Source organism: Cryobacterium breve (assembly GCF_004402375.1).
In the GTDB taxonomy this organism is placed as follows: domain Bacteria; phylum Actinomycetota; class Actinomycetes; order Actinomycetales; family Microbacteriaceae; genus Cryobacterium; species Cryobacterium breve.
The window spans coordinates 32,418-56,278 of record NZ_SOGJ01000004.1 but is presented as its reverse complement, the minus strand read 5'-3'; the positions used below and the strand labels follow the sequence as shown (position 1 = coordinate 56,278).

The 23,861-nt window shown below is 62.3% G+C and carries 22 protein-coding genes and 2 pseudogenes; 13 read left to right on the top strand and 11 right to left on the bottom strand.

Annotated elements, in window-relative coordinates:
• Positions 1-8: 8 nt before the first annotated feature.
• Positions 9-848, bottom strand: coding sequence for an ABC transporter permease (locus E3O65_RS00630; protein WP_241985880.1), 840 nt, complete (start codon positions 846-848; stop codon positions 9-11).
• A gap of 582 nt (positions 849-1,430) precedes the next feature.
• Between E3O65_RS00630 and E3O65_RS00625 the strand changes: the two genes are divergently transcribed.
• On the top strand, positions 1,431-1,706 hold the full coding sequence (locus tag E3O65_RS00625; protein WP_134361822.1) for a hypothetical protein: 276 nt from the start codon (positions 1,431-1,433) through the stop codon (positions 1,704-1,706).
• Positions 1,703-3,994 carry a hypothetical protein gene (locus E3O65_RS00620; RefSeq protein ID WP_134361821.1) on the top strand — a complete coding sequence of 764 codons (2,292 nt, stop codon included), beginning with the start codon at positions 1,703-1,705 and terminating at the stop codon, positions 3,992-3,994. Before E3O65_RS00625 ends, E3O65_RS00620 begins: the two co-directional genes overlap by 4 nt.
• Before the next feature lie 161 nt (positions 3,995-4,155).
• On the opposite strand, the gene E3O65_RS00615 is transcribed toward E3O65_RS00620, so the two are convergent.
• The gene (locus tag E3O65_RS00615) at positions 4,156-4,926 is read right to left on the bottom strand and encodes a glycosyltransferase family 2 protein (protein WP_134361820.1); all 771 of its coding nucleotides are present in this window, start codon (positions 4,924-4,926) and stop codon (positions 4,156-4,158) included.
• 181 nt (positions 4,927-5,107) lie between these two features.
• Here E3O65_RS00615 and E3O65_RS00610 point away from each other — a divergent pair, with 181 nt between their 5' ends.
• A complete protein-coding gene (locus E3O65_RS00610) occupies positions 5,108-6,661 on the top strand; it encodes a DUF2142 domain-containing protein (RefSeq protein ID WP_166785608.1) in 1,554 nt (517 codons plus the stop codon).
• A 251-nt stretch (positions 6,662-6,912) separates the two neighbouring features.
• Here E3O65_RS00610 and E3O65_RS17530 read toward each other — a convergent pair whose 3' ends face one another.
• The gene (locus E3O65_RS17530; RefSeq protein ID WP_422386389.1) at positions 6,913-7,239 is read right to left on the bottom strand and encodes a glycosyltransferase; all 327 of its coding nucleotides are present in this window, start codon (positions 7,237-7,239) and stop codon (positions 6,913-6,915) included.
• Here E3O65_RS17530 and E3O65_RS00600 point away from each other — a divergent pair.
• The 6 genes and pseudogenes from E3O65_RS00600 to E3O65_RS17520 all read left to right on the top strand — a co-directional run.
• Positions 7,201-7,608 carry a hypothetical protein gene (locus E3O65_RS00600; protein ID WP_134361818.1) on the top strand — a complete coding sequence of 136 codons (408 nt, stop codon included), beginning with the start codon at positions 7,201-7,203 and terminating at the stop codon, positions 7,606-7,608. The two genes, E3O65_RS17530 and E3O65_RS00600, sit on opposite strands and share 39 nt — an antisense overlap.
• Before the next feature lie 466 nt (positions 7,609-8,074).
• Positions 8,075-9,025 (top strand): annotated as a pseudogene (locus tag E3O65_RS00595) (IS110 family RNA-guided transposase); the annotation flags it as partial.
• Positions 9,026-9,306: 281 nt separating this feature from the next.
• Positions 9,307-10,551 carry a lipopolysaccharide biosynthesis protein gene (locus E3O65_RS00590; RefSeq protein ID WP_134361816.1) on the top strand — a complete coding sequence of 415 codons (1,245 nt, stop codon included), beginning with the start codon at positions 9,307-9,309 and terminating at the stop codon, positions 10,549-10,551.
• Between the two features lie 147 nt (positions 10,552-10,698).
• Entirely contained in the window at positions 10,699-11,415 is a 717-nt protein-coding gene (locus E3O65_RS00585) for a DUF2142 domain-containing protein (RefSeq protein WP_134361815.1), read from the top strand.
• Positions 11,300-11,596: a hypothetical protein gene (locus E3O65_RS17525; protein ID WP_422386391.1), complete on the top strand. Its 297-nt coding sequence runs from the start codon at positions 11,300-11,302 to the stop codon at positions 11,594-11,596. The genes E3O65_RS00585 and E3O65_RS17525 overlap by 116 nt, the downstream gene beginning before the upstream one ends.
• Positions 11,593-11,694 (top strand): annotated as a pseudogene (locus tag E3O65_RS17520) (hypothetical protein); the annotation flags it as partial. The gene E3O65_RS17525 and the pseudogene E3O65_RS17520, both read left to right, overlap by 4 nt.
• A gap of 38 nt (positions 11,695-11,732) precedes the next feature.
• Here the strand turns inward: E3O65_RS17520 and E3O65_RS17040 are convergent.
• Positions 11,733-11,873, bottom strand: coding sequence for a hypothetical protein (locus E3O65_RS17040; RefSeq protein WP_241985879.1), 141 nt, complete (start codon positions 11,871-11,873; stop codon positions 11,733-11,735).
• Between the two features lie 235 nt (positions 11,874-12,108).
• On the opposite strand from E3O65_RS17040, the gene E3O65_RS16940 reads away from it, so the two are divergent.
• Complete coding sequence (locus E3O65_RS16940; protein WP_198411725.1) at positions 12,109-12,834, top strand: Mu transposase domain-containing protein; 726 nt, start codon at positions 12,109-12,111, stop codon at positions 12,832-12,834.
• The gene (locus E3O65_RS00575) at positions 12,831-13,259 is read left to right on the top strand and encodes an ATP-binding protein (protein ID WP_241985878.1); all 429 of its coding nucleotides are present in this window, start codon (positions 12,831-12,833) and stop codon (positions 13,257-13,259) included. The genes E3O65_RS16940 and E3O65_RS00575 overlap by 4 nt, the downstream gene beginning before the upstream one ends.
• A 452-nt stretch (positions 13,260-13,711) precedes the next feature.
• On the opposite strand, the gene E3O65_RS00570 is transcribed toward E3O65_RS00575, so the two are convergent.
• From E3O65_RS00570 to E3O65_RS00555, 4 genes are all read right to left on the bottom strand, one after another.
• Positions 13,712-14,074 carry a DUF2304 domain-containing protein gene (locus tag E3O65_RS00570; RefSeq protein WP_134361814.1) on the bottom strand — a complete coding sequence of 121 codons (363 nt, stop codon included), beginning with the start codon at positions 14,072-14,074 and terminating at the stop codon, positions 13,712-13,714.
• A gap of 118 nt (positions 14,075-14,192) precedes the next feature.
• Positions 14,193-15,434, bottom strand: coding sequence for an MATE family efflux transporter (locus E3O65_RS00565; RefSeq protein WP_134361813.1), 1,242 nt, complete (start codon positions 15,432-15,434; stop codon positions 14,193-14,195).
• A gap of 46 nt (positions 15,435-15,480) precedes the next feature.
• Entirely contained in the window at positions 15,481-16,551 is a 1,071-nt protein-coding gene (locus tag E3O65_RS00560) for a UDP-N-acetylglucosamine 2-epimerase (RefSeq protein ID WP_134361812.1), read from the bottom strand.
• Entirely contained in the window at positions 16,548-17,627 is a 1,080-nt protein-coding gene (locus E3O65_RS00555) for a glycosyltransferase family 2 protein (RefSeq protein WP_241985877.1), read from the bottom strand. The genes E3O65_RS00560 and E3O65_RS00555 overlap by 4 nt, the downstream gene beginning before the upstream one ends.
• Before the next feature lie 328 nt (positions 17,628-17,955).
• Here E3O65_RS00555 and E3O65_RS00550 point away from each other — a divergent pair, with 328 nt between their 5' ends.
• Positions 17,956-19,602, top strand: a complete 1,647-nt coding sequence (locus tag E3O65_RS00550) for a DUF2142 domain-containing protein (RefSeq protein WP_134361811.1) — start codon at positions 17,956-17,958, stop codon at positions 19,600-19,602.
• Positions 19,595-20,758 (top strand): glycosyltransferase family 4 protein, encoded by a 1,164-nt coding sequence (locus E3O65_RS00545; protein ID WP_166785607.1) that lies wholly within the window; start codon positions 19,595-19,597, stop codon positions 20,756-20,758. The genes E3O65_RS00550 and E3O65_RS00545 overlap by 8 nt, the downstream gene beginning before the upstream one ends.
• On the opposite strand, the gene E3O65_RS00540 is transcribed toward E3O65_RS00545, so the two are convergent.
• From E3O65_RS00540 to E3O65_RS00530, 3 genes are read right to left on the bottom strand one after another with little or no spacing between them, the layout of a single operon-like run.
• The gene (locus E3O65_RS00540; protein WP_134361809.1) at positions 20,734-21,831 is read right to left on the bottom strand and encodes a glycosyltransferase family 4 protein; all 1,098 of its coding nucleotides are present in this window, start codon (positions 21,829-21,831) and stop codon (positions 20,734-20,736) included. The genes E3O65_RS00545 and E3O65_RS00540 overlap by 25 nt on opposite strands.
• Positions 21,828-22,985: a hypothetical protein gene (locus tag E3O65_RS00535; RefSeq protein WP_134361808.1), complete on the bottom strand. Its 1,158-nt coding sequence runs from the start codon at positions 22,983-22,985 to the stop codon at positions 21,828-21,830. The genes E3O65_RS00540 and E3O65_RS00535 overlap by 4 nt, the downstream gene beginning before the upstream one ends.
• The gene (locus E3O65_RS00530) at positions 22,982-23,857 is read right to left on the bottom strand and encodes a glycosyltransferase family 2 protein (protein ID WP_134361807.1); all 876 of its coding nucleotides are present in this window, start codon (positions 23,855-23,857) and stop codon (positions 22,982-22,984) included. Before E3O65_RS00530 ends, E3O65_RS00535 begins: the two co-directional genes overlap by 4 nt.
• Positions 23,858-23,861: the final 4 nt, after the last annotated feature.

Below are 23,861 nucleotides of genomic sequence, written 5' to 3'. Positions count from 1 at the left end.
ACTCATAGCTACAACTCCTGCGCAAAATTACCCTGCAGCCGCGAGAATACGCGCTGCCCGACCCACAGCAGCGCGATGCTGATGGCGAGCGAAATCCACAGGCGAAGTGCAAGATCCGGCGGCCAATTCGTCTCAGTTGTCTGTGCTGTGCCGTCGATCCAGAATGCCTTCTGCATGCCGAGCACACTGAGGGTGACGGGGTTCGCCAAGTAGACCTGCTCCAGAAATGTTCCACCGATTGCTTTGTGAACGAAGGAGAACGAGTAAACAATGGGTGACGCCCAGAACGCCACGGTGAGTGCTACCTCGACAAGGTGCTGAAGGTCGCGCAAATATACCGTTGAAGCAGCCAGCACGATGGCCACCGCAGTCCCGAATACTATGACGTTCGCGAGGGCCAGTGGGGCGTAGGCAAGATCAGTCGTCCACGGAAACTTGCCAAGGACAAGAGTCGCCAGAATCAGGATGACGAGCTGCAGTGAGAAATTGAAAAGGGCCCCACCAACGCTAGCGAGAGGGAATATCTCTCGGGGCAAGTAGACCTTCTTGACGAGACCAGAGTTGTTGACAATCGACATGGTGCCGCTCGACACGATCTCAGTGAACAGGCCCCACACAGTGAGGCCGACAAAAACGAAAATTGCAAAACTTGGAATGTTCCGAGCAACGCCCAGGACCTGCCCGATAGCAAAGTAGTAGACGAGGAGCTGGACCAAAGGCCTGACTAAGCTCCACAACACGCCCAGTGAACTGTCCTTGTACCGGGCCCTGATTTCACGCTTCACAAGCAGGGACAGGAGTTCTCTGTGTGCCCAAACGTCCCGCACAGAGGAGAAGGTACCTGTCACGAATCCAGTGGACTGACCAACCGGTACAAGTGGCTCCTGCTCAATGCGCAAAGCACGTTCTTGGGCGCTGGCCCTGATCATAGACAACTTTCGTTCATGTTGATATTAGGAATCCGTCGAGTCTAGGCGATATTGCTGAGAGTGGTGCCGGGGCGGGTGGCAGAAAAATTTAGTGGGCCAGACGTTGGTTAATGGGTCCGACCTCGGCCTGTTATGACTGACCGCGTGCACATCGCTCGCGGGGCCCTGCCAAGCAAGACATTCAGGCCGACGCGAAAATATCCAAGGATTGGAAATATACGTGCGAGTGGTTGACGAGAAACGTGAGTGCTGCCCAGTATTCTTATGCAAGCCGAACAATCGGCCAGAAGCTACGGGGGAAGCGCAATGGGGACCCTTGGGCTTCGTTTGAATGCGGTCGCACTCGCTGCGCTCATTGCGGTGGGTTTGCTGGGATGCACAGACGCGACCATCGCCGGCAGGACCTCTTCCTCGTCTGGCAGCGATCCGGAGACACGGGGCACGGAGGCCAAGGGGAATTCGGAACCCTCGACCCCGGCGCCCCCAGAAGCGGTCATTGTCGTGGCCGGCGTCGATGTCGACGGCACGAACGTGTCCGCCTCTGGATACGTGTCCGGCGTCATCGAGTCAGGCGGGGAGTGCACCTTCATATTCGCCCAGGGTGATTCCGTCCTCAGTGCTGTGAGCGAATCCTCGTTGGACCGCTTGAGCACCTCGTGCGGGACCATCCAGATCCCCAGCGCGGACTTCTCCCGCGGCAGCTGGACCGCGAGCCTTGAATACAAGTCAGTTACCGTTGCGACCACGTCGCAGCCCATGAGTCTGGAGATTCCATGAAACGCCGGCGCTTCATCGGAATGACAATTGTCGCGACCCTGTTGGGTTCGCTTCTCGGCTTCGTGGGAACGACGAGCGCTCAGGCAGCAGACGGCCGCCAGTTCGACCCGGGGAACATCATCAGTGACGCCGTGTTCTTCGACGGCGGCATCATGAACTCAAATGATGTCCAAGCTTTTCTCAATTCCAAGGTTTCGACCTGCCGGTCGGGATACACCTGCCTGAAGGACTACCGACAGGCAACCCCCACCAGAGCAGGCGTATCCGGGGCATGCGCCGCGTACGGGGGCAGGTCGTCCGAAAGTGCCGCGGACATCATCGCGCGTGTCGGCGTGGCCTGTGGGATCAGCCAGAAGGCCCTGATCGTTCTGATTGAGAAAGAGCAAGGCCTGATTACCGATGATTGGCCGTCGGATCGGCAATACAGGAGCGCCACGGGCTACGGCTGCCCAGACACAGCCGATTGTGACACGGCCTATTACGGCTTCTTCAATCAGGTCTATGCTGCGGCACTTCAGTTCAAGTACTACGCAGCCAACCCCACCCGTTGGAATCACATCGCGGGGCGCGTGAACAACATTCGGTTCCACCCGAATGCGGGCTGCGGAACGAGCCAAGTCTTCATTCAGAACCAGGCGACTGCGGGTCTCTACAACTACACTCCGTACCAGCCGAATTCGGCGGCGCTCGGGAACCTGTACGGATCGGGGGATGGGTGCAGCTCCTATGGCAACCGTAACTTCTGGCGGATGTATTCCGACTGGTTCGGGTCTCCCATCAACGCGAGCAGTCTGCTGCGAACCAACTCGAACGCTTCGGTCTACCTGGTCTCGGGCAGCAATAAGTACCCAATCGCTTCCATGGGAGTACTGAATGCCCTGAGCCCGCTGGGTCAGGTCGGGTATGTCTCCCAGTCTTACTTGGATTCATTCACCACGAAGCATGTTGTCGGGAGAAGCCTCCGCGCGCCAGGAGGAACGATCTACTTTTATGACGCGGGCATCAAGCTCCCGTTTACCTCCTGCACTCAGGCGGCCGACTACGGAGCATCCTGTGCTGCCGATGGTTACGTTCAACTCACGCAGCCTCAAATCGACGCATTCCACCCCGGCCCAGTGCTGGGCCCGGTCCTCGGCACCGTCGAGGGAAGCCGTTACTACATCTCGGCCGGGACTAGGCGCGAAATCCTTGACGATCGATCGCAGATCGAAGCGGGCGTTCCCCTTGGCATGAACGTCCTGACTGAAAATGCGGTCGCTCACCTTACGCTGGCAGCTCCGATCGTTCGGGATTCTGTTTTCGTGCAGGCTCGATCCACATCTGACTACAGCATCGTGGCTTCGGGCCAACGGTCCGCCGTTTCAGGCTCGGGTAAGGCCTCAGCTGGGCTGCCTGGTCGGAGCGCCGGGAGCTTGTACGCATCCAGCCTGAACATGGTGCCTTCTTCGGGTGCCGACTTCAATGGCGTGCTGCGGTCGCCCGGCTCATCGTCCGCACAGATCGTCTCCGGTTCCGGACGCTTTGAGTTGACACCGGGGGCAGGTGGGTCTGGATCTCTTCCTTCGACCGCCGTGAGTCAAGAGTTCGTCGATTCCTACGCTCCGTTGGGCAAAATCGACGTCGGATCGCTAATCAAGTCTCCGGACAGTGGCACGGTTTTCCTTGTCATGCAGCAGGATATTCGGCCGATTGATTCCTGGGCCGCCCTGCTGGCTCTGACACCCGGGGGAGGCTCGCCCGTTATCTCCACGGTGTCTAGCGGATTCGTTGCAGCACTTCCTCAGGGCGTCGTTGCCCTGTACCCGGGGGCCTTGGTTCGCTCCGCAAATGATGCGACGGTCTACCTAATTAATGGAGTTACAAACCGCATTCCATTCAGCAGCTTTGACATACCCAACGAAGCGGGTTTCAAGACTTTCGCCTTCGTGTCAAGCGAGCGGCTCGCGGCATACCCGCTGGCTCCGGAGAATATGAGCTTCGGAATCACTTGTGACTCCAAGAACTACGTCGCGGCTGGGGGAAGCCTGCATCCTTTGACGGAAGAGATTGCACCGCTATATCCATTCAAATTCACCGCTCTCGACAATTTCTCCTGCCAGAACACAACGATTGGTTCACCTGCAACCAAGTTCATCCGCACGCCGGATGGCTCGATCTACTTGCTGGATGCCGGTCAGAAGCGCGTCGTGAATTCAATGGCCCGGTTCGCAGAACTTGGGGGATCGGTCGGTTGGTTGAGCGTATTGCCCTCGTTTGCAGGTGCTTTACCTACGGGACCGGTGGCCTAAGGACACCATGCGGCAATGGGCCCGACATGTGAGTGACTCCTCCACCCGCCCGCACAATCGTGCGGTCGGGCGAGGTGGGGCGGAGTTGCGAACACGACGAGCCCGGCGCACCCCTCCTAGTCGTACAGCTCGCCCCTCCTCGGCGGGAGGAAGGCAGAGTCTTAGCTAGCTAGCTGATTCCGCTGAGCGATCCCACTGTCATCCCGTGGCCGGCCTCGGTACACCGCTGAGGGGCGAATCAGTGCAAAGACGAGGGCCAGGACTGCTCGTCCAAGGTACGTGGCCGATCGAAACGGGTTGTGGGAGGGAGTTCCCGCAGCCCGCGGACGCATAGCCACGGGCACTTGGTGGACGGTGAGGCCGACTCTGGCTGCGATCACCAAGGTTTCGATGGTGTCGCCTAAATATTCGGCAGGGTAGTGCTCCGCAAAAAGCGCAACGGCGCGAGGACCGGATGCTCTGAACCCTGAGGTTGTATCGGTCAGACGGGTTCCGGCGACCTTGCTGAGCGCCATTGAGAGGGCGAGCATTGCCCATTGCCGGGGCCCGCTAACCGTGTAGTTGCCCTCACCGGCGAATCGAGCTCCGAGGACCAGGTCCGCGCTTTGGAGCGCAGCCAATAGTGCCGGGATGCTCTCTGGGTCATGCTGGCCGTCGGAGTCGATCTGAACAACGTTATGAAAGTCGTTTTCAAGCGCGTAGCGGAATCCGACCCGCATCGCACCACCCACACCAAGGTTGAATGGCAGCCTTGCCACCCGCGCACCTGCTGTTCGCGCCACCTGACTGGTCGCATCCGCCGAACCGTCGTCAACGACGAGGATGGTGACGCCGGGAGCCTTGGCGAAAACCTCCCGCACTACGTCTCCTACTGAGCCTTCCTCGTTGTACGCAGGCATCACGACAAGCGTGCTTTTGAGTGCAGTGACCATCCCCTGACTCTATCAAGGCGGCCGCTGAGTCCTGCCGTTTGGTCGGGCGTCGGGAAGGCTTCGGTGCCCGGTCTTCTGCCGCCGTGCCGCATGTCGATGCATTTGCCCGGTCGGATGAAACTAAGCTATTGGAGGTGCCGATCTGGTGAGGCAGCGGCGGCAAGCGATGACGGAGTGGGTCATGAAGACACGAACGAGTTTGACAAAGGTATTCCTTTCCGCGCTCATTCCAGCCGCGCTGTTCATCGCGTTGGTTAGCTGGGGTCTGTCTTCTCCCGTCGGTTCTAGCCCGGACGATGACTATCACATGGCCAGCATCTGGTGCGGGCAGGGGATTCGTGAGGGGTTCTGCGAGGAAGGTAACAGCGCTACCGAGAGGCGTGTTCCGGCGGTTCTTACGGAATATCCGCGGTGCTTCGCGTATGACCCTACGCACAACGCTTCCTGCGCGCAGACATCGGCCGCGATCTTGGAGAACACAGATCGAGGCAATTTCAATGGAGGCGCTTACCCTCCCTATTTCTATGCGGTCATGAGCGTCTTCGTGGGTGAAAGCGTGGCTACCTCCATTCTCCTGATGCGGATTTTCAACGCATTCCTTTTTGTGAGCACTGTGACTGCGCTGTTTCTTCTTCTGCCGCGCTCGACCCGTGCCCCACTGGCCTGGGGAACGCTGATTTCAATTGTTCCGCTGGGTATGTTTCTGATTCCAAGCGTCAATCCCAGTAGCTGGGCGGTCTTGTCTGCCGCGACCTTGTGGATATCTCTCCTGGGATACTTCACAGCAACTGAGCGGACGCGGCGCATGGCACTAGGCGCGATTGCAAGTTTGATGACTCTTGTTGGTGCAGGGGCCCGCAGCGACTCTGCTGTTTACGGCGTGTTGGCCATGCTGGTCGTGGCAGTGCTGGCATTTGATACGAGCCGGGTCTATGCGCTCAAGTTACTCCTTCCGCTGGTTCTCTCTGTCTTCTCGGTTGTTCTCTTCCTGAGCGCCGGTCAGGCCGCGGTCCTGGACCCGAACGCTCTGGCCGACACCAACAGAGACGCCATTTGGGCGCTGACAGTGACCAACTTCCGTCTACTTCCCGAACTCTGGGCGGGAGTATTGGGCACGTGGGGCCTCGGCTGGCTGGATACGGACTTGCCGGGAAGCGTGTGGGTCACCATGCTGGGCGTGTTTTCCGCGTTGGTGTTCTGGGGCCTGCAAAAGCTGCCATGGCGAAAAGCCGTCGCGTTCACGATGGTTTTCGGGAGTCTCATCGTCGTTCCGATGTACATTCTCGTGCACGATCGCGTCTATGTAGGCGCTTATGTTCAGCCTCGTTATATATATCCGCTGGTCATTATTCTGGCCGGAATCGCGCTCCTCTGGCTTGGGCGCGACGACTTGCATCTGTCCCGACCCCAGCTGCTAATAGTGGCCGGCCTGGTCGGCTTGGCCAATTCGGTGGCGCTCCACATCAATATCCGGCGGTACGTCACGGGCCTGGATGTTGACAACCTGAACCTCAACGACAAGGTGGAATGGTGGTGGGTATTCCCGCTCCCGCCGATATCTCCGTTCACTCCCTTGGGCATTTGGGCGATTGGAACAGTCGCATTCGTTTCGGTTGCGGTCGGACTCGTTGTATACAGTTGGGTGAGCGCCGCAGCGCAGAGCGATGCGTCGGCTCTCAAGCCCGCCACCCAAGACGTTCGTCCTGGAAACGTTTCGTCGCACAGGCTTCGCTAGCTCACCTGGGTGTGCATGCCCGTCCCGAAAGAGCTGCGGCGTCAGGTGTCAATCATTAGTGAGGGTCGGTCGGGATTCGGACCGCTGCCGCGGGCGGCCCTCGCATCTCGGCACCAGAACCGTGCTGACGATTTTCGGATACTCACCTGCACGTGCTGACCACGACCACCGGGCCTCTAAAATTCCTCGGCTCATGGGCGGGAGTGGATTCTTCAAGGCATCAGCCACAGCATCAACGAGGGAGCGGAGACTCATATCAGAAACTTCACGGATGGGCAACCGTCGGAACTGAGGTAGTGAACTTTAGGTACCGGAAACGAAACGATCTGAGCCCCGGCCGCCGCGGCCTCGAGGAGGGTGATTTGGAACCCCTTGGGCAACCGGCTGCGACTGACCAGGACCGAATCATGGAGGGCGCTCCTGATGGTTTGCACGTCTGCGTGCCCGTAGACGCGAACCGACTTCGCAATGCCGCGTGAACGTATGCGTGCGCGCATAGCGTCGAAGTCCGGGCCATAACCTAATATTTGCACCGCGAATTGTTCGAAACCACGTGTGCAGATGAGTTCGGTGGCCATGTCGACGAAAACCTCCCAGCCCTTGCCGCCGACGAGTCGCCCTGGGCAGGCGATCCCTTCACGCGGATGAACGTCGAAGTCGACCGGTCAGTCCTCGAACCGAAGGGCGTTGTGGAATACGTCCGCGTCAACGTGTTCGAGTTCTGCGACGAATTGCACGCCGGGCTGCTAAACCGCGAATACTCGCGAGGCTTCCCGAAGAACAGTGCGACCAATAGTCAGGTTGACCATTCGGACGGCAAAACGAATGAGCATGGATGGAGAATTCACGAATCCAGCACCGAGTTACGTGTGTATGACAGGGACGTGCCGGCGTTGCGCGGCGCGGAGGCCAACGTAGGACATTGGGACGAACCGGGTGTGAGTTGAGACGACATCCACGCCCTCGGCCGCTAGTAGCTTACTCAGGCGCCGACTTGTTCCCCATGCTGGGGACGAGATGACAGACGCGATCTTGAGATGCATGCGAAGTCGGATCACCTAGATGCCCTCTTCGACACCCTCGGACGCCTGCGAGGCCAAGCAGCTGACCGTGACAGTTGCGCCAAGACTGGGGAGTTCATTGGCCATCTCGAATACGTGACTCTCCAGCCCCCGTTACTTTCTTCGTAGCCCTTGTTCGTGTAGTTATGTGAGGGTGTTGGCCTGTCAGGCCCGGTATGGTTCTTGCCCCCAGTCGCCCATGATCCGGGGGGTGTTGTCACTGGGTCTGACTGGCATCAGGTGATCGCTGATAGGGGCTGGACCGGGACGTGTCCCAGGCCGTTCGTAACGTGGATGTCGAGACTTGATGCCGCGGTTCAGGCCGACTTGTGGAACCTGAGACGGAGGATTCATGATCGAGAGCTACGACAGCGTCGACGTCTTCATTGGCGTGGATGTCGGTAAGGGAGAACACCACGCGGTCGCCCTTGACCGGGCTGGCAGGCAACTCTTCGACAAGGCACTGCCCAATGACGAAGCGAAGCTCCGCGAGCTGATCGGGCAGCTGAAACGACACGGCCTGGTCTTGTTCGTCGTCGATCAGCCCGCGACCATCGGCGCCCTGCCGATCGCCGTCGCGCAATCGGAAAATGTTCTCGTGGGCTGTCTCCCCGGGCGGGCAATGAGGCGCATCGCGGATCTGCACGGGGGCGAAGCCAAGACCGACGCCCGCGACGCGGCGATCATCGCCGAAGCCGCGAGGAGCCTCCCGCATGCTTTGCGTTCACTGCAGCTGGCCGATGAGCAGGTCGCTGAGCTCTCGATGCTTTGCGGTTTCGACGACGATGTCCTCGGCCAGATCACGGCCACGAGCAACCGTATTCGGGGCCTGCTCACCCGGGCGCTGGGCGAGCAGACCGTCGTGGTGACGGGCACGAACGCGACCAGCATCGTGCTCCCCAAGCTTGCCGAACAGCTCGCCGCGCTCCGCCGGCAACGGGACGAGATCGCCGTCGAAGTCGAGCGGCTCGTGGAGGCGCACCCTCTTCACCCCGTCCTGATCAGCAGGCCTGGAGTCGGGGTCGGGACCGCAGCCAGACTCCTCACCGAAGTCTCCGGCAAGGACTTCGCGACCGCCAACCACCTCGCCGCCTACGCTGGCCTCGCCCCGGTGACCAGGCGCTCCGGCAGCTCCATCCGCGGCGAACATCCCTCCGGGCGAGGCAACAAGATCCTCAAACGGGCGATATTTCTCTCCGCTTTCGCCGCCCTCCGCGACCCGGTCTCACGGGCCTACTACGACCGCAAGATCGCCCAGGGCAAGCGCCACAACCAAGCCCTGATAGCCCTCGCCCGACGACGCTGAGACGTCCTCTATGCCATGCTGCGCGACAGCACCATCTATCAAACCGACCATCAAATTGCGGCTTGACAAAAACATACGGGCACCCCCCAGCCTCGGACGATAACTGTTCACGATGATGGCGATGTGCACACGGTCCGGACACGCTAGCGTCACTTCCGCTGCCAATATTCTCCGTGAGTTCGGTCCTGATCGATTCTAATCATCAGCCATCAGCCATCAGCCATCAGCCATCAGCCATCACCCGTTGGCCCTGGGACCTCGTCAGCTACCATTCTCGGGTGGCCTCAAAACTGATGAAGAACGCCGGACTCGCTACCGTCGGAACCTTGGTCCAAGGGCTCTCCCGCTTCGCCTACACGATCATGGTCGGGCGTGCTTTTGGGGCCGAGACCCTGGGACAAGTCAGCGGGTTGATTGCTCTCTCGGTCTTCGTCTCGCTTTTCTGGCCGACGGGTGCTGGGGTCGCTGCCTCGCGGTTTGTCCCCAGAGACGCGGCAACCCTGGCGGGCGACGATTCGTCGCTGCCATACATCGTCCGTGAATTCCTGATCTCAGTGCCTTTCCTCGCAGTCGGGACGTTCGTGGCGGCCCTTGTAATCGTGCCGGACGCCGTCACCGCCTTGGCGGCGGCGACCCTCGCCCTCGCCTTCTCTGCGTATGCCTTCACGCGAGGCGCTGCGCTCGGTCAGGTTCGCTTTCTGCGAATCGCCGTCGCGGATGCAGGGACGTCCGCGCTGTCGATCGCGCTTCTCCTAGGTGTTGTGGTTGCTGGCTTTCCCCCAATGATTCTTTTACCACTCGTGCTCGGTTACGCCATCTTTGCTTGGGCGTGCTGGCCGGTGGGCGGCAGGCCAACACGTCGGTCCAACGACGAGATCACGAGATTCATCTTCTTCAACTCCCTAGCACAGCTTGCCACCGGAGGAGCGCTTCAAGTTGCGATGGTGGCTGCGCGCGTCTATGACACACCCGTAGAAGCAGGCCTTTTTGCCGCGGCGTTCTCGTTGGCGACGCCGACGTCCATGCTTGCTCTGTCGCTCAACCAGGTTCTTGTTCCGCACTTTGCGCGTCTGCATCAGGATGGCCACGAACAAATCCATCGAGTGAGCCAACGGCTGACCCTCTTCGGAGTGGTTGGATTTGGGATCCTCTTCACCGGGCTGATCGTGCTAGCGCCGGTTCTTCTCAAGTTGTTCTATGGACAGGAATTCGTTCCCGCCACGCCACACATGCGGTGGCTCCTCGGGGGAGTATTCGCCTACTCAGTGTCGTTGGTACCAGCCGCGGCGCTCGTCGCCATGGGTCGAGAGCGTCGATATGCAGCTGCCGCAGCAACAGGGTTCTGCGCGACTGTTGTCATCATTCTGATTGGTGGGATAACACTCGGCGTTTGGGCCGCTGTCGTTGGATATGTGGTGGGTGCCTTCTGCAGCGGCGCACTGATCCTGGCGATGGGACTACGTCTCTCCCACCAACAGGCTCCATCCAGCATCAAGTCCCGGCCCGATGGGACCGGCAAGTGAAGTCACTCCCCAACCGGCCAAAAATACTTGGGATGATACTGACTCCGCTATTCATCCTTTCTGGGCTCCTGAGCTGGTCACTGGTATCGCCCGTCGGCGCAAGCCCTGACGACGAGTGGTGACGGTCTGCGCAGTGGGCTCTGCGAGATGGGTTCAAGCGAAGACCAGCGGTTAGTTCCCACTCCCGTTGGTTCTCCTGTTTGCTATGCCTTTATATCGGAGCAGAGTGCATCCTGTCAGGGCGCGGGCTTCAAAACGGAGACCCCCCAGATGGTTGCAGCTGATCGCGGAAACTGGACGTGGGACTATCCGCCAGTCTTCTACGTCGTCATGGGACTCTTTGCAGGTACCGAAGTCTTACTCTCAGTACTCCTCATGCGGGTTTTCGACGTGTGCCTGTTCGTTGGGCTCTCAATTGCCATTTTCATCCTGCTGACGCAGAGCCGGCGCCCATCGCTGACCTGGGGTTTCGCCATCGCGCTCGTCCCACTTGAAATGTTCATCATTCCGTCGACGAACCCCAGCAGTTGGGCGGTGATCTCAACTGGAACCCTCTGGATCTCGCTTCTGGGCTTTTTGGAAACAAGCGGGCGGCGAAAGTTTGGGCTCGGTACTCTGGCTGTAGTATCTACCGTGATCGGAGTTGGCGCCCGTGCGGATGCCGTGCCTTACTCTATTCTCGCGGTTTGTGCGTTTGTCGCGCATTCCTTCACGCTCGACAGGCGGTTCATCTATTGCTTCGTCCGGCCTGCCCTCCTATGTCGCTCAGGTCACCGATTGGGAGCACCTTTTCATCCCGAATCTCATGAACGTTCCAACGTTGTGGGCGGGTGCTCTCGGCCTTTGGGGGCTGGGATGGCTTGACACCACTCTTCCCTTCATAGTCTGGGTGAGCAAACTCGCTGTTTTCTGTACCATGACCTTCACCGGGCTGAGGTTTCTAGGGTGGAGAAAAACAATCGTCGTCGCCGTCTTCGGTGCAGTCTGGCTCATTCCGATGTTAACGCCAACTGAAAACAGGGCCACCAACCATCATGGAAGGTGATCAAATTGGATGATAGGGCAGAGATTCGCCACCTGCATTCGACGGGGAAGCATTCGAAGCGGGAGATAGGGCGGCTGGTCGGAGTGTCCCGGGGAACCGTAGATCGGGCCTTGGCGGTGGATCGGTCGCCGACGTATCAGCGTGAGCCGACGGGGTCGAGTTTCGACGCGTTCGCCGGCCAGGTGCGGGTGTTGCTCGCGGCAACGCCAACGATGCCGGCCGCGACCGCCGCTGAGCGGGTGGGCTGGTCGGGGTCTCCGTCGCTGTTTCGGGCCAAGATCGCCGAGCTCCGACCGGAGTAGGCAGTGCCGGATCCCGCGGATCGGCTGGTGCACCCGCCCGGATTCCAGGTCCAGTGTGACCTCTGGTTCCCACACGAGGACCTGCCGCTTGGCCATGACCAGGCTGCTACGCCGCCGGTATCGGCGATGACGTCGACGTTTTCCGGACTCATCCAGGCCCGCATGTTGCCCTCGCGGACGACGCCGGATCTGCTGGGCGGGATGTAGTCGTTGCTGCAGGAGGCCGAGGCTGTTCCCACCCGGCTGACCTGGGACAACGAGACCGGCATCGGGCGCGGGAAACTCACCGATCCCGCCGCCGCGTTCGCCGGCACCCTTGGAACGCAGATCAAGCTTCTCAAGGCCCGCGATCCCGAGTCCAAGGGCATGGTCGAGCGGATGAACCGCTTCTTCCGCAGCCGCTTCATGTCTGGTCGCGCCTTCACTTCTCCCGATGACTTCAATCAGCAGCTGGCCGGCTGGCTCCCCATCGCGAACAACCGTCTCTCCCGGTCGAGGAGAAGGCGATTAGGAGACCTGGTCCGCATCGATCGGGCGGCGATGCGCGGACTGCCGCCAATGGTGCCGGAGGTGATGTTCCGCAACAGCGTCCGGCTCCCAAGGGATTACTACGTTCGCGCGCTCAGCAACGACTACTCCGTCGACCCGACCATGATCGGCCGGGTTGTTGACGTGGCGGCGAGCCTCGAGCGCGTGACCGTCCACCACGACAGGGTCCGCATCGCCGAGCATCGCCGGAAGTGGGCTCGGCAACTGACCGTCACCGATCCGGCACACGTCCTCCGCGCGGCCGAGCTGCGCGCCCAGTTCCAAGCCCAACGCGCCCGCCGGCCCACGATCACGGCCGTCGTCGAGATGGCCTCACTGGCCCGCTACGACGAGCTCTTCAGCGTTGACATCGACGCCGCGCCGACCGTGTTGGCGGTCGCGTCATGACCGGCTCGGAAGTGGCCTCGCAGATCGAGTACTACGCCCGCGCGCTGCGGGCGCCACGGATCAGCGAAGCCTTCCGACGCCTGGGCGACCAGGCCCGCGACGCGGGCTGGTCTCACGAGGAATACCTCGCCGCGGTGCTCTCCAAGGAGGTCTTCGAACGCGAAGCCTCCGGGGCTGCGCTGCGGATCAAGGCCGCCCGGTTCCCGGGTCACAAGATCCTCGAGGACTTCAACTTCGACCATCAGCCCTCCGCCGACCGAAACCTGATCGCGCACCTGGGCACGAGCGTGTTCCCCACCGAAGCGAAGAATGTCGTCCTCCTTGGACCACCCGGAACCGGGAAAACACGCCTCGCAGTCGGCATCGGGATCAAGGCCGCCAAGGCCGGCCGCCGGGGAAGTGGCCCTGTTTTCAGTCGGCGTTAACATCCGATCTACCTCCTGTTTCAATCGCGGGCTACCATAGGTTCGAGGTGCAGCCGCGCTACTTGTTACCGCTGATCATCCTGCTGGCGGGCGTGACTCTCCTCCAACCCAGAGGCAGGCTCATGGACCTTGTCCGAGGTCAGTCCGTCATCGTCGCAACAGCGCTGACCGGGGCCAATTCGGTAGCGTTGCACTACAACATTCGCCGCTATGTAACGGGCCTTAACGTTACAAGTTGGAACCTTGACTCCGATGTCGAGTGGTGGTGGGGAATTTCATTCTCGCCAATGGCCGTTTGGATCGTTGGGACTGTCTCATTTGCTACAGCGCTTGCCGCGCTTTCGCCCGCGATCTGGTCAAGAGACTTCGGAGAAGTATCCGCTAGCGAACCGTCCCTCGTCATAACCGAACGAGCCGTCTGACCGGTAACCGATCGTGACGGCAACCTACAGCTAGTTGTCGCGGTCTTCAGTCGACTGTCTGAGCATCTCGAGTTCGATCAATGCCACCCGTTCTGCGAGGGTGCGGGTCTTGCTCTCCAACTGCGTCAACTCGGAACTGTATTGAAGGCTCACGAGAAAAAGAATCGCGATGCTGCCGAAGAAAACGAGGTTGATCGGCACCTCGACACCGATCAATGCGGCAGTCCAAGTGAGAGTGTCGGGAAAAACACCCGCCACCAAGGCGAGAACCCCAGCGATCAGCCACCAGATCGCGTGGCGCTCCCGCAGATGACGCCGTCTCAATAATTCGATGACGACGATTAGGACGAGCAACGCCGAAACTATGCCAAAGACATAGGTAGTCAAACTCACGCGGAGGTCCCCATTTGCCATTTCGGTGCGACCTCGGAGGCGTGTGCATGACAGATTCGCATCTGTCGAGTCTAGCAAGCAGCCGTTTGATTACCCGATGGGGGACGATGGAGGGGCGTCAGATGCCCCTTATTTCAGGCCGTGTGCGCGCCAAGTGGATCAGGAAGAGCGCTGCCAACGTTAGTGCACCCAGCGAGCCATTGAAGATCATCATCGCAGGCACACTGGGCAACAGGGAAGTCGCCCCCACCCACTGCGCCACCGCCGCGACGAGGAGCACAATCAGTCCCGCCTTAGACGCCGCTGCCGTGACCCGGACAAGTACTGCCAGCGCCATAGCCCAAGGCAGCCACATGAGTGCCAACCACGGCAAATACGCAACGGCGAGTTCGTAGCCGGCACCGAACAGGATACCCACCAGAGGTTCGCCGGCGACCAGGACGAGCAGGAACATGGCGACGCCGCTCAAGAAAGTCAGGGCAAGCGTCACATTGACTCCCAGCTTCGTCATGGAGGCATCTTCACGCCGGCTGACAAAGCGGGGTAGGAGATAGAGAGAGAGAGTGGCCGGCAGAATAAGCGTCGTTTTCACGAGAACGGCGGCCGCCGCGAAAGAGCCGGCAACGAGTTCCGAGGTGCCAGACCGGACCAAGATAACATCCGCGTTGGTCAGCCACGCGAACGAGATCGTCAACAGAAGGACTACCGAGCTGTCGACAGAGAACGGCCGTCGTGATGCGGGGACGGTGAACCGTCGGGCCTGGTATGACGAACCGACGGTTCCCAGAACGGCGATCAGTAGGATCACGCTGAGAATCCCCACTGCTCCGAGCCCCATGGCCAGAGCAATTACGGTTAGCGCGAGCTGGGCGATTTGCGACCCTGAGGTCCACAACACGACGGAGCGTGAGTCCCCGGTGCCCTGGAGCAAGCCCTGGGCTCGGGAAAAGAGGAAGTAGGGAAGCACTGTTGCGGCCGTCAGAATCAGCGCGAGAGAGTTTGTCTCCAATGAGGTCGTCAGCCACGGGGAGGCCGCCAGAAGGGCTACAGTACAGAGGCCGCCGAGGATGAGTGCCTCGACCATGGAAGCGTCCAGTCGCCTGCGTGCTTGGGGAGCAACTGCACCGAGGGCAACACCCTCTGACGTCACGACGGCAATGGAACTGCGAAGCGCAGCGCTCCCGACTGCGGCCACGTTGATGATCGCGAGGAAGGAGGCCAACAAGCCGAATCCACTCGGTCCGAGCCCCCTGCTGGCGACGATCTGAAACCCGGCGGTTGCGAAGACACCGAAGGCGCTGACCACGCCGATCTCAAGCAGGGCCTTCCCGTGCTGGGCGAACAGGCCTTTGTTCAACATGCCAATTCTCATCTCAGACTCACGCTAGGTCGTGTGGGCGCATCGATCACCGCGCGTAGCCGCGTTCGGTCAAATCGTTAACGATGATGTCCGACGGAGAGGAAGCGGGCACTGAGACTGGGCGTCTGAGGCTCTCAAAGCTCTGCAGGAAAATCGACAGGGTGTCGATTCGCCACTCTGAAAGCACAACATTGTGGCCGAGCCCCTCGCCGCGTTCCGTCGCAATACGGTGTACCAGAGTCGGCACCCCGAGGAGCGCCGCTTCCTCCTGGATCCCGCCGGAGTCGGTCACAATGAACTCGGCATTCTTCATATAGTTGACGAAGTCTTCATGGCCCACCTTTTTTTTCACGTAGATCTTCGTTGGGTCGAGCAGCGGGAGGGCAGATGTCAGGGCTTTTTCGGAATAGTCGTTCACGAAGAGGTGGAACGGCAGAGGGCTCTGCGCGGCCAGCGTCGTCATTGTCTGGGAGACGAGGTTTGGGTTTGCAAGAAGCTCGAACCTGTGCAAGAGAACGACGCCGTACTTCTCTCCGTTCGAGAGCGGCCTTTCGTCCTGGTCCAGGACTGCGTCGATTGCCGTATTGCCACGAGTGAAGACGACGTTCTTCCGTGGTGCGAGGTTCGCCGTCGACTCGGGCGACGGGGAGTAGTGCACCTTCGCCAGCTTGCCGACGATCCGTCGGTCCAGTTCTTCCGGAAAGGGGTGGCGCCAGTTGCCGGATCTGAGACCGGCTTCTACATGAGCAGAATCCACCCTCAGCCATTTTGCGATTACGGCTCCCACGACGCTGGTCATGGTGTCGCCATGAACCAGAATGATGGAGTCCCTAGGAATCGAGCGGCGTAGGTTTCGGGAATTCATCAGCAGCCACTTCCCGATCTGCACAGTCCATCGCAAGACATCGCCGTAGCTCTTGAGGGGCTTTCCATTGACAGTGTTGGCGATGATGTGCTCGGGTTCGCGGAAGCCGAGTTTTGGCAGGGTCTCGATTAGACCCGATGTGTGCTGCAGGGTGAGCCAGTACTCATAAGGGACCTGGCGCTCATCCAGCCGCCTCGCGATGGGTGCCAACTTGATCGCTTCTGCGGTCGTACCGAAAATGAAAATGATCATGGACGTGTCTCTTCCTTCAATTCACGGTGCCGGAGGAAAGACCTTCGATGGACAACGATGCCCCGAGTGAGACCAGCCCAAAAAGCAAAGCCGAATGGGAGAACAAATGTGAGGTAGGAGAGAGTGGCTCGCGGCGGGCACCGCCGTGCTGTGGCAATGAATGCCGGTGTGAGTAGCAAGAGAACTCCCAGCCCGAGAACCGCCCACAGGAGCGTCCAGGCGCCCTGTGATAGCAGCACCAGTGCACAGATCAGTGTGGTAGGAGGCAGCGCCGACAGAGCGATCAGGATTGTATTGCGCAACGCGCTAGTGCCCGCATAGCTGTCCACGAAGAGGGTGCCTCGGATCCAACTGTGCCCCAGAAATTGCTTTAAATTTGTGCGCGGTCGATAAGTTGCCGAAAAACCCGGGTCCAGCCGGATGGGAGTCTGCTCGGCAACGAAACGAAGGATTTTGGTGTCGTCAGACACGAGGTGCGCATTTCCTTCGGGCCAGGAATCCAGACAAGCGCGCTTGAAAATTTCCTTGCGGATGAGGAGGAAGCTCGTGCCCTTGGGGACGCGGTCGAAATTTGCCGCCGTTATAGATGTTGGGCGTGGGTCCGAAAGGTAATCGCCCCAAAAGGCATACGTCGGAACTTCCCAGAATCGGCCTACAAGCGGTGCTGTCTCGTCCGTCACGACGTGGCCGTTCCAAGCGAGTGGTGGCTCTGGACGGGCGAGCTCCTGGCTCAGATGTTGGAAGGTTCGTTCATGGACGAGCATGCGTGAATCCATGATGAGGACATCCTCGTGGCGCGCCTCATTGACGCCGTTCCAGCGGGCGAGAAATCGTCCTTGATTGCTCTGATGCAGCACGCGGAGAGGATAGGGAATCGCGTCAGCGATCTCAAGCAACACCCGGTCCGAACCGTCTGTAGATCCATCATCTACGACGATGATCTCGACGTTCCAAGACGTGAGTGCCAACGCCTTGACGAGTGCCTCGATGGTTGAGGGGAGCCACCGCGAAGAGTTGAAGGTGGGGATGACGACAGACAGACCGTACTGGGTTTCATCCTGGTATTGAGAACTCACACTGCCACTCCGATTGTCATAAAGATGGCTCTATCGCCTCGTTCATGGTAGTTGGTTCTCGAGCCGGTATCAGAAGAGGGGATCGCCTCGAGGGGGATATCCGGTTCGACAGCATGCAGACCGATCCCCGCATTGAGGCGCAACGGTTTCGGCGCAACGGCTCAGGAGAAGCGCATTCTCGACCGCATCCGGGGTGCGGTAGCCTGTGGCAAAGCGCGGGTATCCAGCGCAGGGTGCGGCACCGGCCTGCACGACTTCTCTCACAACAGCAACTCACGACAGGAAATGCGAGTTCGTGCCGAAACCAAGCCTCACGGCGGTGGAACCGATGTCAGCCACGGTCCCTCCTCGCACCCGTTCCGTCTTCTGGACGGCCTTCGCCCTGATGGCGATGCTCACCACCCTGTGGTCGCTGGCCAGCCCGATCTTCTCCGTTCCCGACGAGAACGCCCATGCAACAAAAGCCATCGCACAGGTGCGTGGTGACCTCACCGGGCACGCCGTTGAGGGGGTTAAGCATTCCGTCGTCGACCTGCCGGAGGAGTATTCCTACAGCCAGCAGATCGTCTGCTACCTGTTCCACTCGGAGATGACCGCAGACTGCGGCTTCGAGCTCGGGGACGAGGGCGGCAACGATTCGTTCAACACCTGGGTGAGCGCGTACAACCCGATCTACTACTACCTCGTCGGGTGGCCGACGCTTCTGCTCGACGGGTCGGCCGGGATCTACGTCATGCGCATCGTCAGCGGCCTGCTGTGCTCGGTCTTCGTGGCTTGGTCCTTCCAAACCGCAATGTCGGTACGGCGTTCCCGGTGGCTGCCGTTCGGGTTGGCCTTCCTTGCCGCGCCCATGGTCGTGTACCTCTTCGGTGCCGTGAACCCCAACGGCATCGAGATCGCTGCGGCCGGAGCGCTCTGGATCTCCCTGCTCCGATTGCTGCAGCACTTTGACGGTCGTGACACGGGAACTGTGTCGTCGCTGTCCCGCCGCTACCTCTGGCTCATCGTGACGGTCGCGTCGATCGTGCTGGCGACCGCCCGCGCGACGGGACCGCTGTGGCTCGTGGTCGTGGTGGTTCTGTGCTTCACGGCCACGGGCTGGCGGGCGGTGAAGAAGCTCTTCACGACGGGCTCGTCCTACGTCGGGCTGGCTTTCGTGGCGGCCGGCGGGCTGTTCTCGATGTTCTGGACCCTCCGCGGTGGCAGCCTCTCCGGCCAGGCGGAGGCCTCGGATGCTCCCCAAGTGGGGGCATCCTTCGTGCGAGGCTTCGCCTATGTCATCAGTCTGACGCCCGACTATTTTCAGCAGGCCATTGGGTTCTTCGGCTGGCTGGACACGCCTCTTTCAGGTCCCACCTACTGGCCGTTCGTGGCCGCCCTGGCCCTCCTGGTGACGCTTGCCTTCACCGGGCTGGACCGGCGCAGCGTCATGACCATGGGTGTTGTTGTGGCTGCCGCGGTGCTGGTCCCCGCTCTTGTGCAGGGCTACAGCGTGAAGCAGACAGGCATCATCTGGCAGGGGCGCTACGGGCTCTTCCTCTACGTGGGGGTGTCGCTCGTGGCCGCGTGGCTCCTGTCCGAGCGCGCAGGGCGGAGTCTCGCGTTCCTCTCCATCCGCCTGACCTGGATCGGCCTCAGCCTCATGGCTGCCTACGGCTTAGGGGCGTTCTTCCTGGTGCTGCGGCGCTACGTCGTAGGTACGGACGAATCATTCAGTACAATGTGGGAAAACCCAAGCTGGGAACCCCCGCTGGGGGCTATGACCCTGGTCGCACTCTACGGCTTCGTCTCCCTCGCCTTTCTGCTGTGGTCGGGGTGGCTGGCTGCGCGGTCTGCTCGGGCCGACGATGAAGCCGAAGCCGAAGCCGAAGCCGAAGCCGAAGCCGAAGCCGAAGCCGAAGCCGAAGCCGAAGCCGAAGCCGTCACGGCCACCGGGGCATCCGCCCTGCCGGAGCCTGAGACCGTCCGTGCCTGAACCGCGGGTCGCAGTCGCCTTCGACTGCCTGTTCCCGGTCAATACAGGCGGCGGTGAACGCGTGTACCGCCGCCTGGCGGAACTCTTCGTGGAACGCGGGTGCCCGGTCGACTACGTGACCCGTGGGCAGTGGCCGGCGGATGCGCCCCCGTCGGCGTCTTTCGCCATCGTTCCGGTCTGGCGCGGTGACATCTACGACGCCGGCGGCACCCGCACGCCCCGGAGCGCTGTCGCTTTCGCCTGGGCGCTGTTCCGTCACTTCCTCCGCCGGCGCGGAGACCACGACATCGTGGTCGTGAGCACCCTCCCGGTGCTGAACCTGTTCGCGGTGCGGCTGGCCCTGCTCGGCACGCCCGCGCTCGTGGTCGCCGACTGGCTCGAGGTCTGGCCGTGGCCGAAGTGGCGGGAGTACGCCGGCGCGCTGCCGGGAACGATCGCGTTCCTGCTGCAGACCGTGGGCATCCGTCTCGGTGACGTTCACACCGTCAACAGCGAGTTCACCGGCGCCCGGTTGCGCCGCTATCGGCGCAGCGCCCAGCCGGTCACGCTGGGACTGGTCGATCTCGTCGGCGCCGAGACCGATGCCACGACCGAGCGGCCGGTCGACCCCTACCTGATCTTTGTGGGCCGGCACATCGCCGACAAACGCCTGATCGAGCTCATTCCGGCCCTGCGAGAGGCACGTCACCAGGAGCCAACCCTGCGTGCGGTCATTGTGGGCTCCGGCCCTGAAACGCCCCGCGTGGCCGCGCGGGTGGGCGAACTCGGCCTGGCCTCCGCCGTCGAGCTGCGCGGGCGGGTGAGCGACGAGGAACTCCGGGAGCTCGTGCAAGGCGCTCGGGTGCTGGTCAACCCATCGATCCGGGAGGGCTTCGGGCTCGTCATCGCCGAGGCGGCGGCATTCGGCACGCCCAGCGTGGTGGTGGCGGGCCCCGACAACGCCGCCGCGGAGCTGGTCGTAGACGGCGTCAACGGCTTCGTGTCCGTCTCCGTGGGCCCCGCCGAACTCGGCGCGGCCATCGTGCGGGCCGTCGAGGCCGGTGAGCCGTTGCGCCGCACCACCCTGGACTGGTTCCGGCGCGAGCGGGTCAGTCACGGCCTGAGCGCCTCGGTCGACCAGATTCTGGCGCGCTATCGCTCGGCGAGGGCCCGCTGAAACGACGCCACGGTGTGCCGGGCGGTCCGCGCCCACGAGAAGGTGCGGGCGCGCTCCCGGCCCTGCCCTGACCGGCGGGCCAGCTCGGCCGGGTCGTCGAGCAGGCGGCGCATCGTCGCCGCGAGGGCGGCGGTATCCTGCGGCGCCACGTACACGGCCGCGTCGCCGGCGACCTCGTGCAGCACCGGGATATCGGAGCAGACCATGGGGCAGCCTCGGGACATGGCCTCCAGCACCGGCAGGCCGAAGCCCTCGAACAGGGTCGGGAACACGATCAGGCTCGACTCGGCGTAGAGCCGGTCAAGTTCCTCAGCGCTCAGCCAGCCCCGCAGTGACACCCACGCCTCCAGATCAAGCCTGGCTACAACGGGGGCGAGTGGGTCATCACCGTGGCTGCCGGTGACCGTCAGGTGCGGCCGGCACGCGGCGGGGATCAGGGCGATGGCCTCCAGCAGCAACGGGAAGTTCTTGTGCGGCATCCGGTTGCCCACGGCCAGCACGTGGCGTGGCAATCGGGGGAGGGGTGCCGCGGGCGGGCGCGCATCCGTGTCCTGGCCAGCAAGTGGCACCACGTCTATGCGGCCCACCGGCACCCGCAGGTAGCGCACAATGTCGCCTGCCGAGGCGGCGCTGACGGTGAGCACCCGGCGGGCGCCGTGCGCCGCCACCCGGATCATGGAGCGGAGAATTCGCGAGTAGGCCCCGGGCACGTACTCCGGATGCCGGAACGGGAGCAGGTCGTGCACCGTGAGCACCACAGGCACCCGCGACCAGACCGGGCCGAGGTTCGCCGGACAGTGCACCAGATCGGCGCGTAGCCGCCGGGCCGCCCGGGCGACGGAGAAGAGTTCACCGCGGGCCCAGGCGATCCGGTCCTCGCCGCTGATGCCCGAGTCGACAATTTCGCCTGGGAACCAGGTCGTGTCCGAGCCGGCCAGCTCGCTCGAGGCGAAGCCGATGAACTCGAGCCCGTCGGCCTCCGGCTCGATCCGTCCGTAAACCTCCCGCACATACGACTCCATGCCGCCCTTGCGCCCGGTGAAGAAGAGCAGGTCGACGAGGACGCGCTTCATGCGGCGGCCGCCACGACCAGTGCGGCCGCGCGCACTCGGCGGCGTCGCGCGAGCTCGTACACCACGGCCGACACCAGCTCCGCGATGAGCAGACCCAGGAACACGGCGGACAGGCTGTGCAGCGCCAGGCCGACCCCGGCGAGGGCGAACGCCATCACCGAGACGGCGGCGCGTAGACCGGTGAGCAGCCGCACCTCGCCCATCCGGCGTAGCGCGGCGAACGGAATGGTCGTGGCGAGCGACGCGGCTCGCCAGCCGCAGGCGAGCACAAGCGGCACGATGGCGGCTGAGCTGGTCCAGACTCCGCCGAAGATGAAGCCGAGCACACCCGTGAGTTCGAGCACGACCAGCACCACCACGGCCGCGAGCACCGAACCTGCCGACACCGCGATATCGAGACGGGAGTGCTCCTTGAGCAGGCGCAGCCGCATGAAGTTCAGGGGGATCGCGAGCAGGCCGGACACAGTCGCGATGGCCGTGAACAGCACCGCCTCGCCCGGTCCGATCAGCGTCAAAATCATGGTGTTCAGTAGCGGGTAGATCACCCCGGTGATCGCCGTGTCGGCCACCACCCAGCCCATGACGGCCGGCTCGGGGCGGCTGGCCCGGTGGGTCACCGGCAGGCAGCGGGTAAGGGTCGCCAGGGCGATCCCGGCCACGAGGGCGATCAGCGCCCAGTCCCGACCGGTGAACGCGGCCAGCACTCCGGCCAGGGCGCCCAGGCCCACGAAAACGGATGCCCAGATCTCTCGCAGATCCAGACGCTCGGCGACCGAGACGCCTCGGCCAACCTCCAGGGCGGCGATCAGCACAGGCAGTCCGAGGCAGAGCACAAACGGGTTCGTGGCGTTGAGGGCGATCACGATGGCGGCAATCAGGGCGAGGCCGGCCAGCCAGAGCGGGAACACCACCCGGCGTTCGGTGGCCGCCGAACTGAGTCGGGACTCCAGCACGACCGCGAAGGTGAGCTGGCCGGCGAAGGTGGCCACCATCACCGCCACGGCGATGATGCCCTGCTCCGGCCGGCTGAACAGCCGGGACGAGATGGCGACCGTTGCTGCGGGGATGACAGCCAGCGACACACCCCCGAGCAAGGTGATCAGGCTGAGCGTGGCCCGCCGCAGCCGCAGGGGGGACGGCAGGTCGGCCGTCACCGAGACACCGCGGTGAGCGTGCCGGCTGGGCCGATGGTGCGCCCGAGCATTCCCTCGAGCCGGCCAAGGAACACCCACCAACCGTCGAGGAGGGCGTTCGTGCCGCGATTTCGAACGCCGAAGAACAGGCCGCCGCCGAGGAACGCAAACCGCCACCATAACGGATACCGCCAGCGGGTCACGAGGCGCCCGAGCCCACGGCCGTAGCCGCGCAGTTTGTGGCGGCGTTCCGCGCTGCTGAGCCCGCTCGGATCGCTGATCCCGCCCACCGTGAGCGCGGGCGGTTGCCAGGCGAATCCGGGGTGTTCCCCTGCGCGGATCAGTTTCAGGAGCAGGTCCGTGGCCTCCCCGGCCTGCCACGGCGTCAGGGCACCGGTGCCTATCTCCGGGTCGAAGCCGCCGATGCGGTCGAACACGCTGCGCCGGATCAGGATGCCCATTTCGATGACGCTCCAGACCGACCAGCGGTTCAGGGTCGCGCCCGGCTCAGGCAGCACGAACTTGGGCCCGTTCTCGTCGACCACCGTGAGGGCGCCAGCCCGGAAGTCCTCAGCGAGGAGCCGCATCCGTTGCAGCGCTCCGGGTGGGTACCAGGTGGTGTCGTTGGGAAAATTGAGCAGCAGGTCTCGGTCGGCCGGGAGGACGGCGACGCCCGCGTTCCGGCCCCGGGCCGCCCCGGGCGGCGACGTGGTCACGATGATCCGCATGCTCTCGGAGCGGTAGCCGGATGCGAGGGCCTCCACGGCGGGCAGGTCGCGCTGGGCGACCACAACGAGGGTGTCATTGGCGAAGAGCTGGTCGGACAGGGAATCGAAGAGTCGCTTCAGGCTCTCGACACGGCCGAGCGTTGACACCACCAGTCCAAGGTCCACACAG

Coding starts and splice junctions, on each gene's coding strand:
- E3O65_RS00620 (WP_134361821.1), top strand. CDS start 1,703: ATGAAACGCCGGCGCTTCATCGGAATGACAATTGTCGCGACCCTGTTG.
- E3O65_RS00615 (WP_134361820.1), bottom strand. CDS start 4,926: ATGGTCACTGCACTCAAAAGCACGCTTGTCGTGATGCCTGCGTACAAC.
- E3O65_RS00610 (WP_166785608.1), top strand. CDS start 5,108: ATGAAGACACGAACGAGTTTGACAAAGGTATTCCTTTCCGCGCTCATT.
- E3O65_RS17530 (WP_422386389.1), bottom strand. CDS start 7,239: ATGGCCACCGAACTCATCTGCACACGTGGTTTCGAACAATTCGCGGTG.
- E3O65_RS00585 (WP_134361815.1), top strand. CDS start 10,699: ATGGGTTCAAGCGAAGACCAGCGGTTAGTTCCCACTCCCGTTGGTTCT.
- E3O65_RS00575 (WP_241985878.1), top strand. CDS start 12,831: ATGACCGGCTCGGAAGTGGCCTCGCAGATCGAGTACTACGCCCGCGCG.
- E3O65_RS00565 (WP_134361813.1), bottom strand. CDS start 15,434: ATGTTGAACAAAGGCCTGTTCGCCCAGCACGGGAAGGCCCTGCTTGAG.
- E3O65_RS00560 (WP_134361812.1), bottom strand. CDS start 16,551: ATGATCATTTTCATTTTCGGTACGACCGCAGAAGCGATCAAGTTGGCA.
- E3O65_RS00550 (WP_134361811.1), top strand. CDS start 17,956: ATGTCAGCCACGGTCCCTCCTCGCACCCGTTCCGTCTTCTGGACGGCC.
- E3O65_RS00540 (WP_134361809.1), bottom strand. CDS start 21,831: ATGAAGCGCGTCCTCGTCGACCTGCTCTTCTTCACCGGGCGCAAGGGC.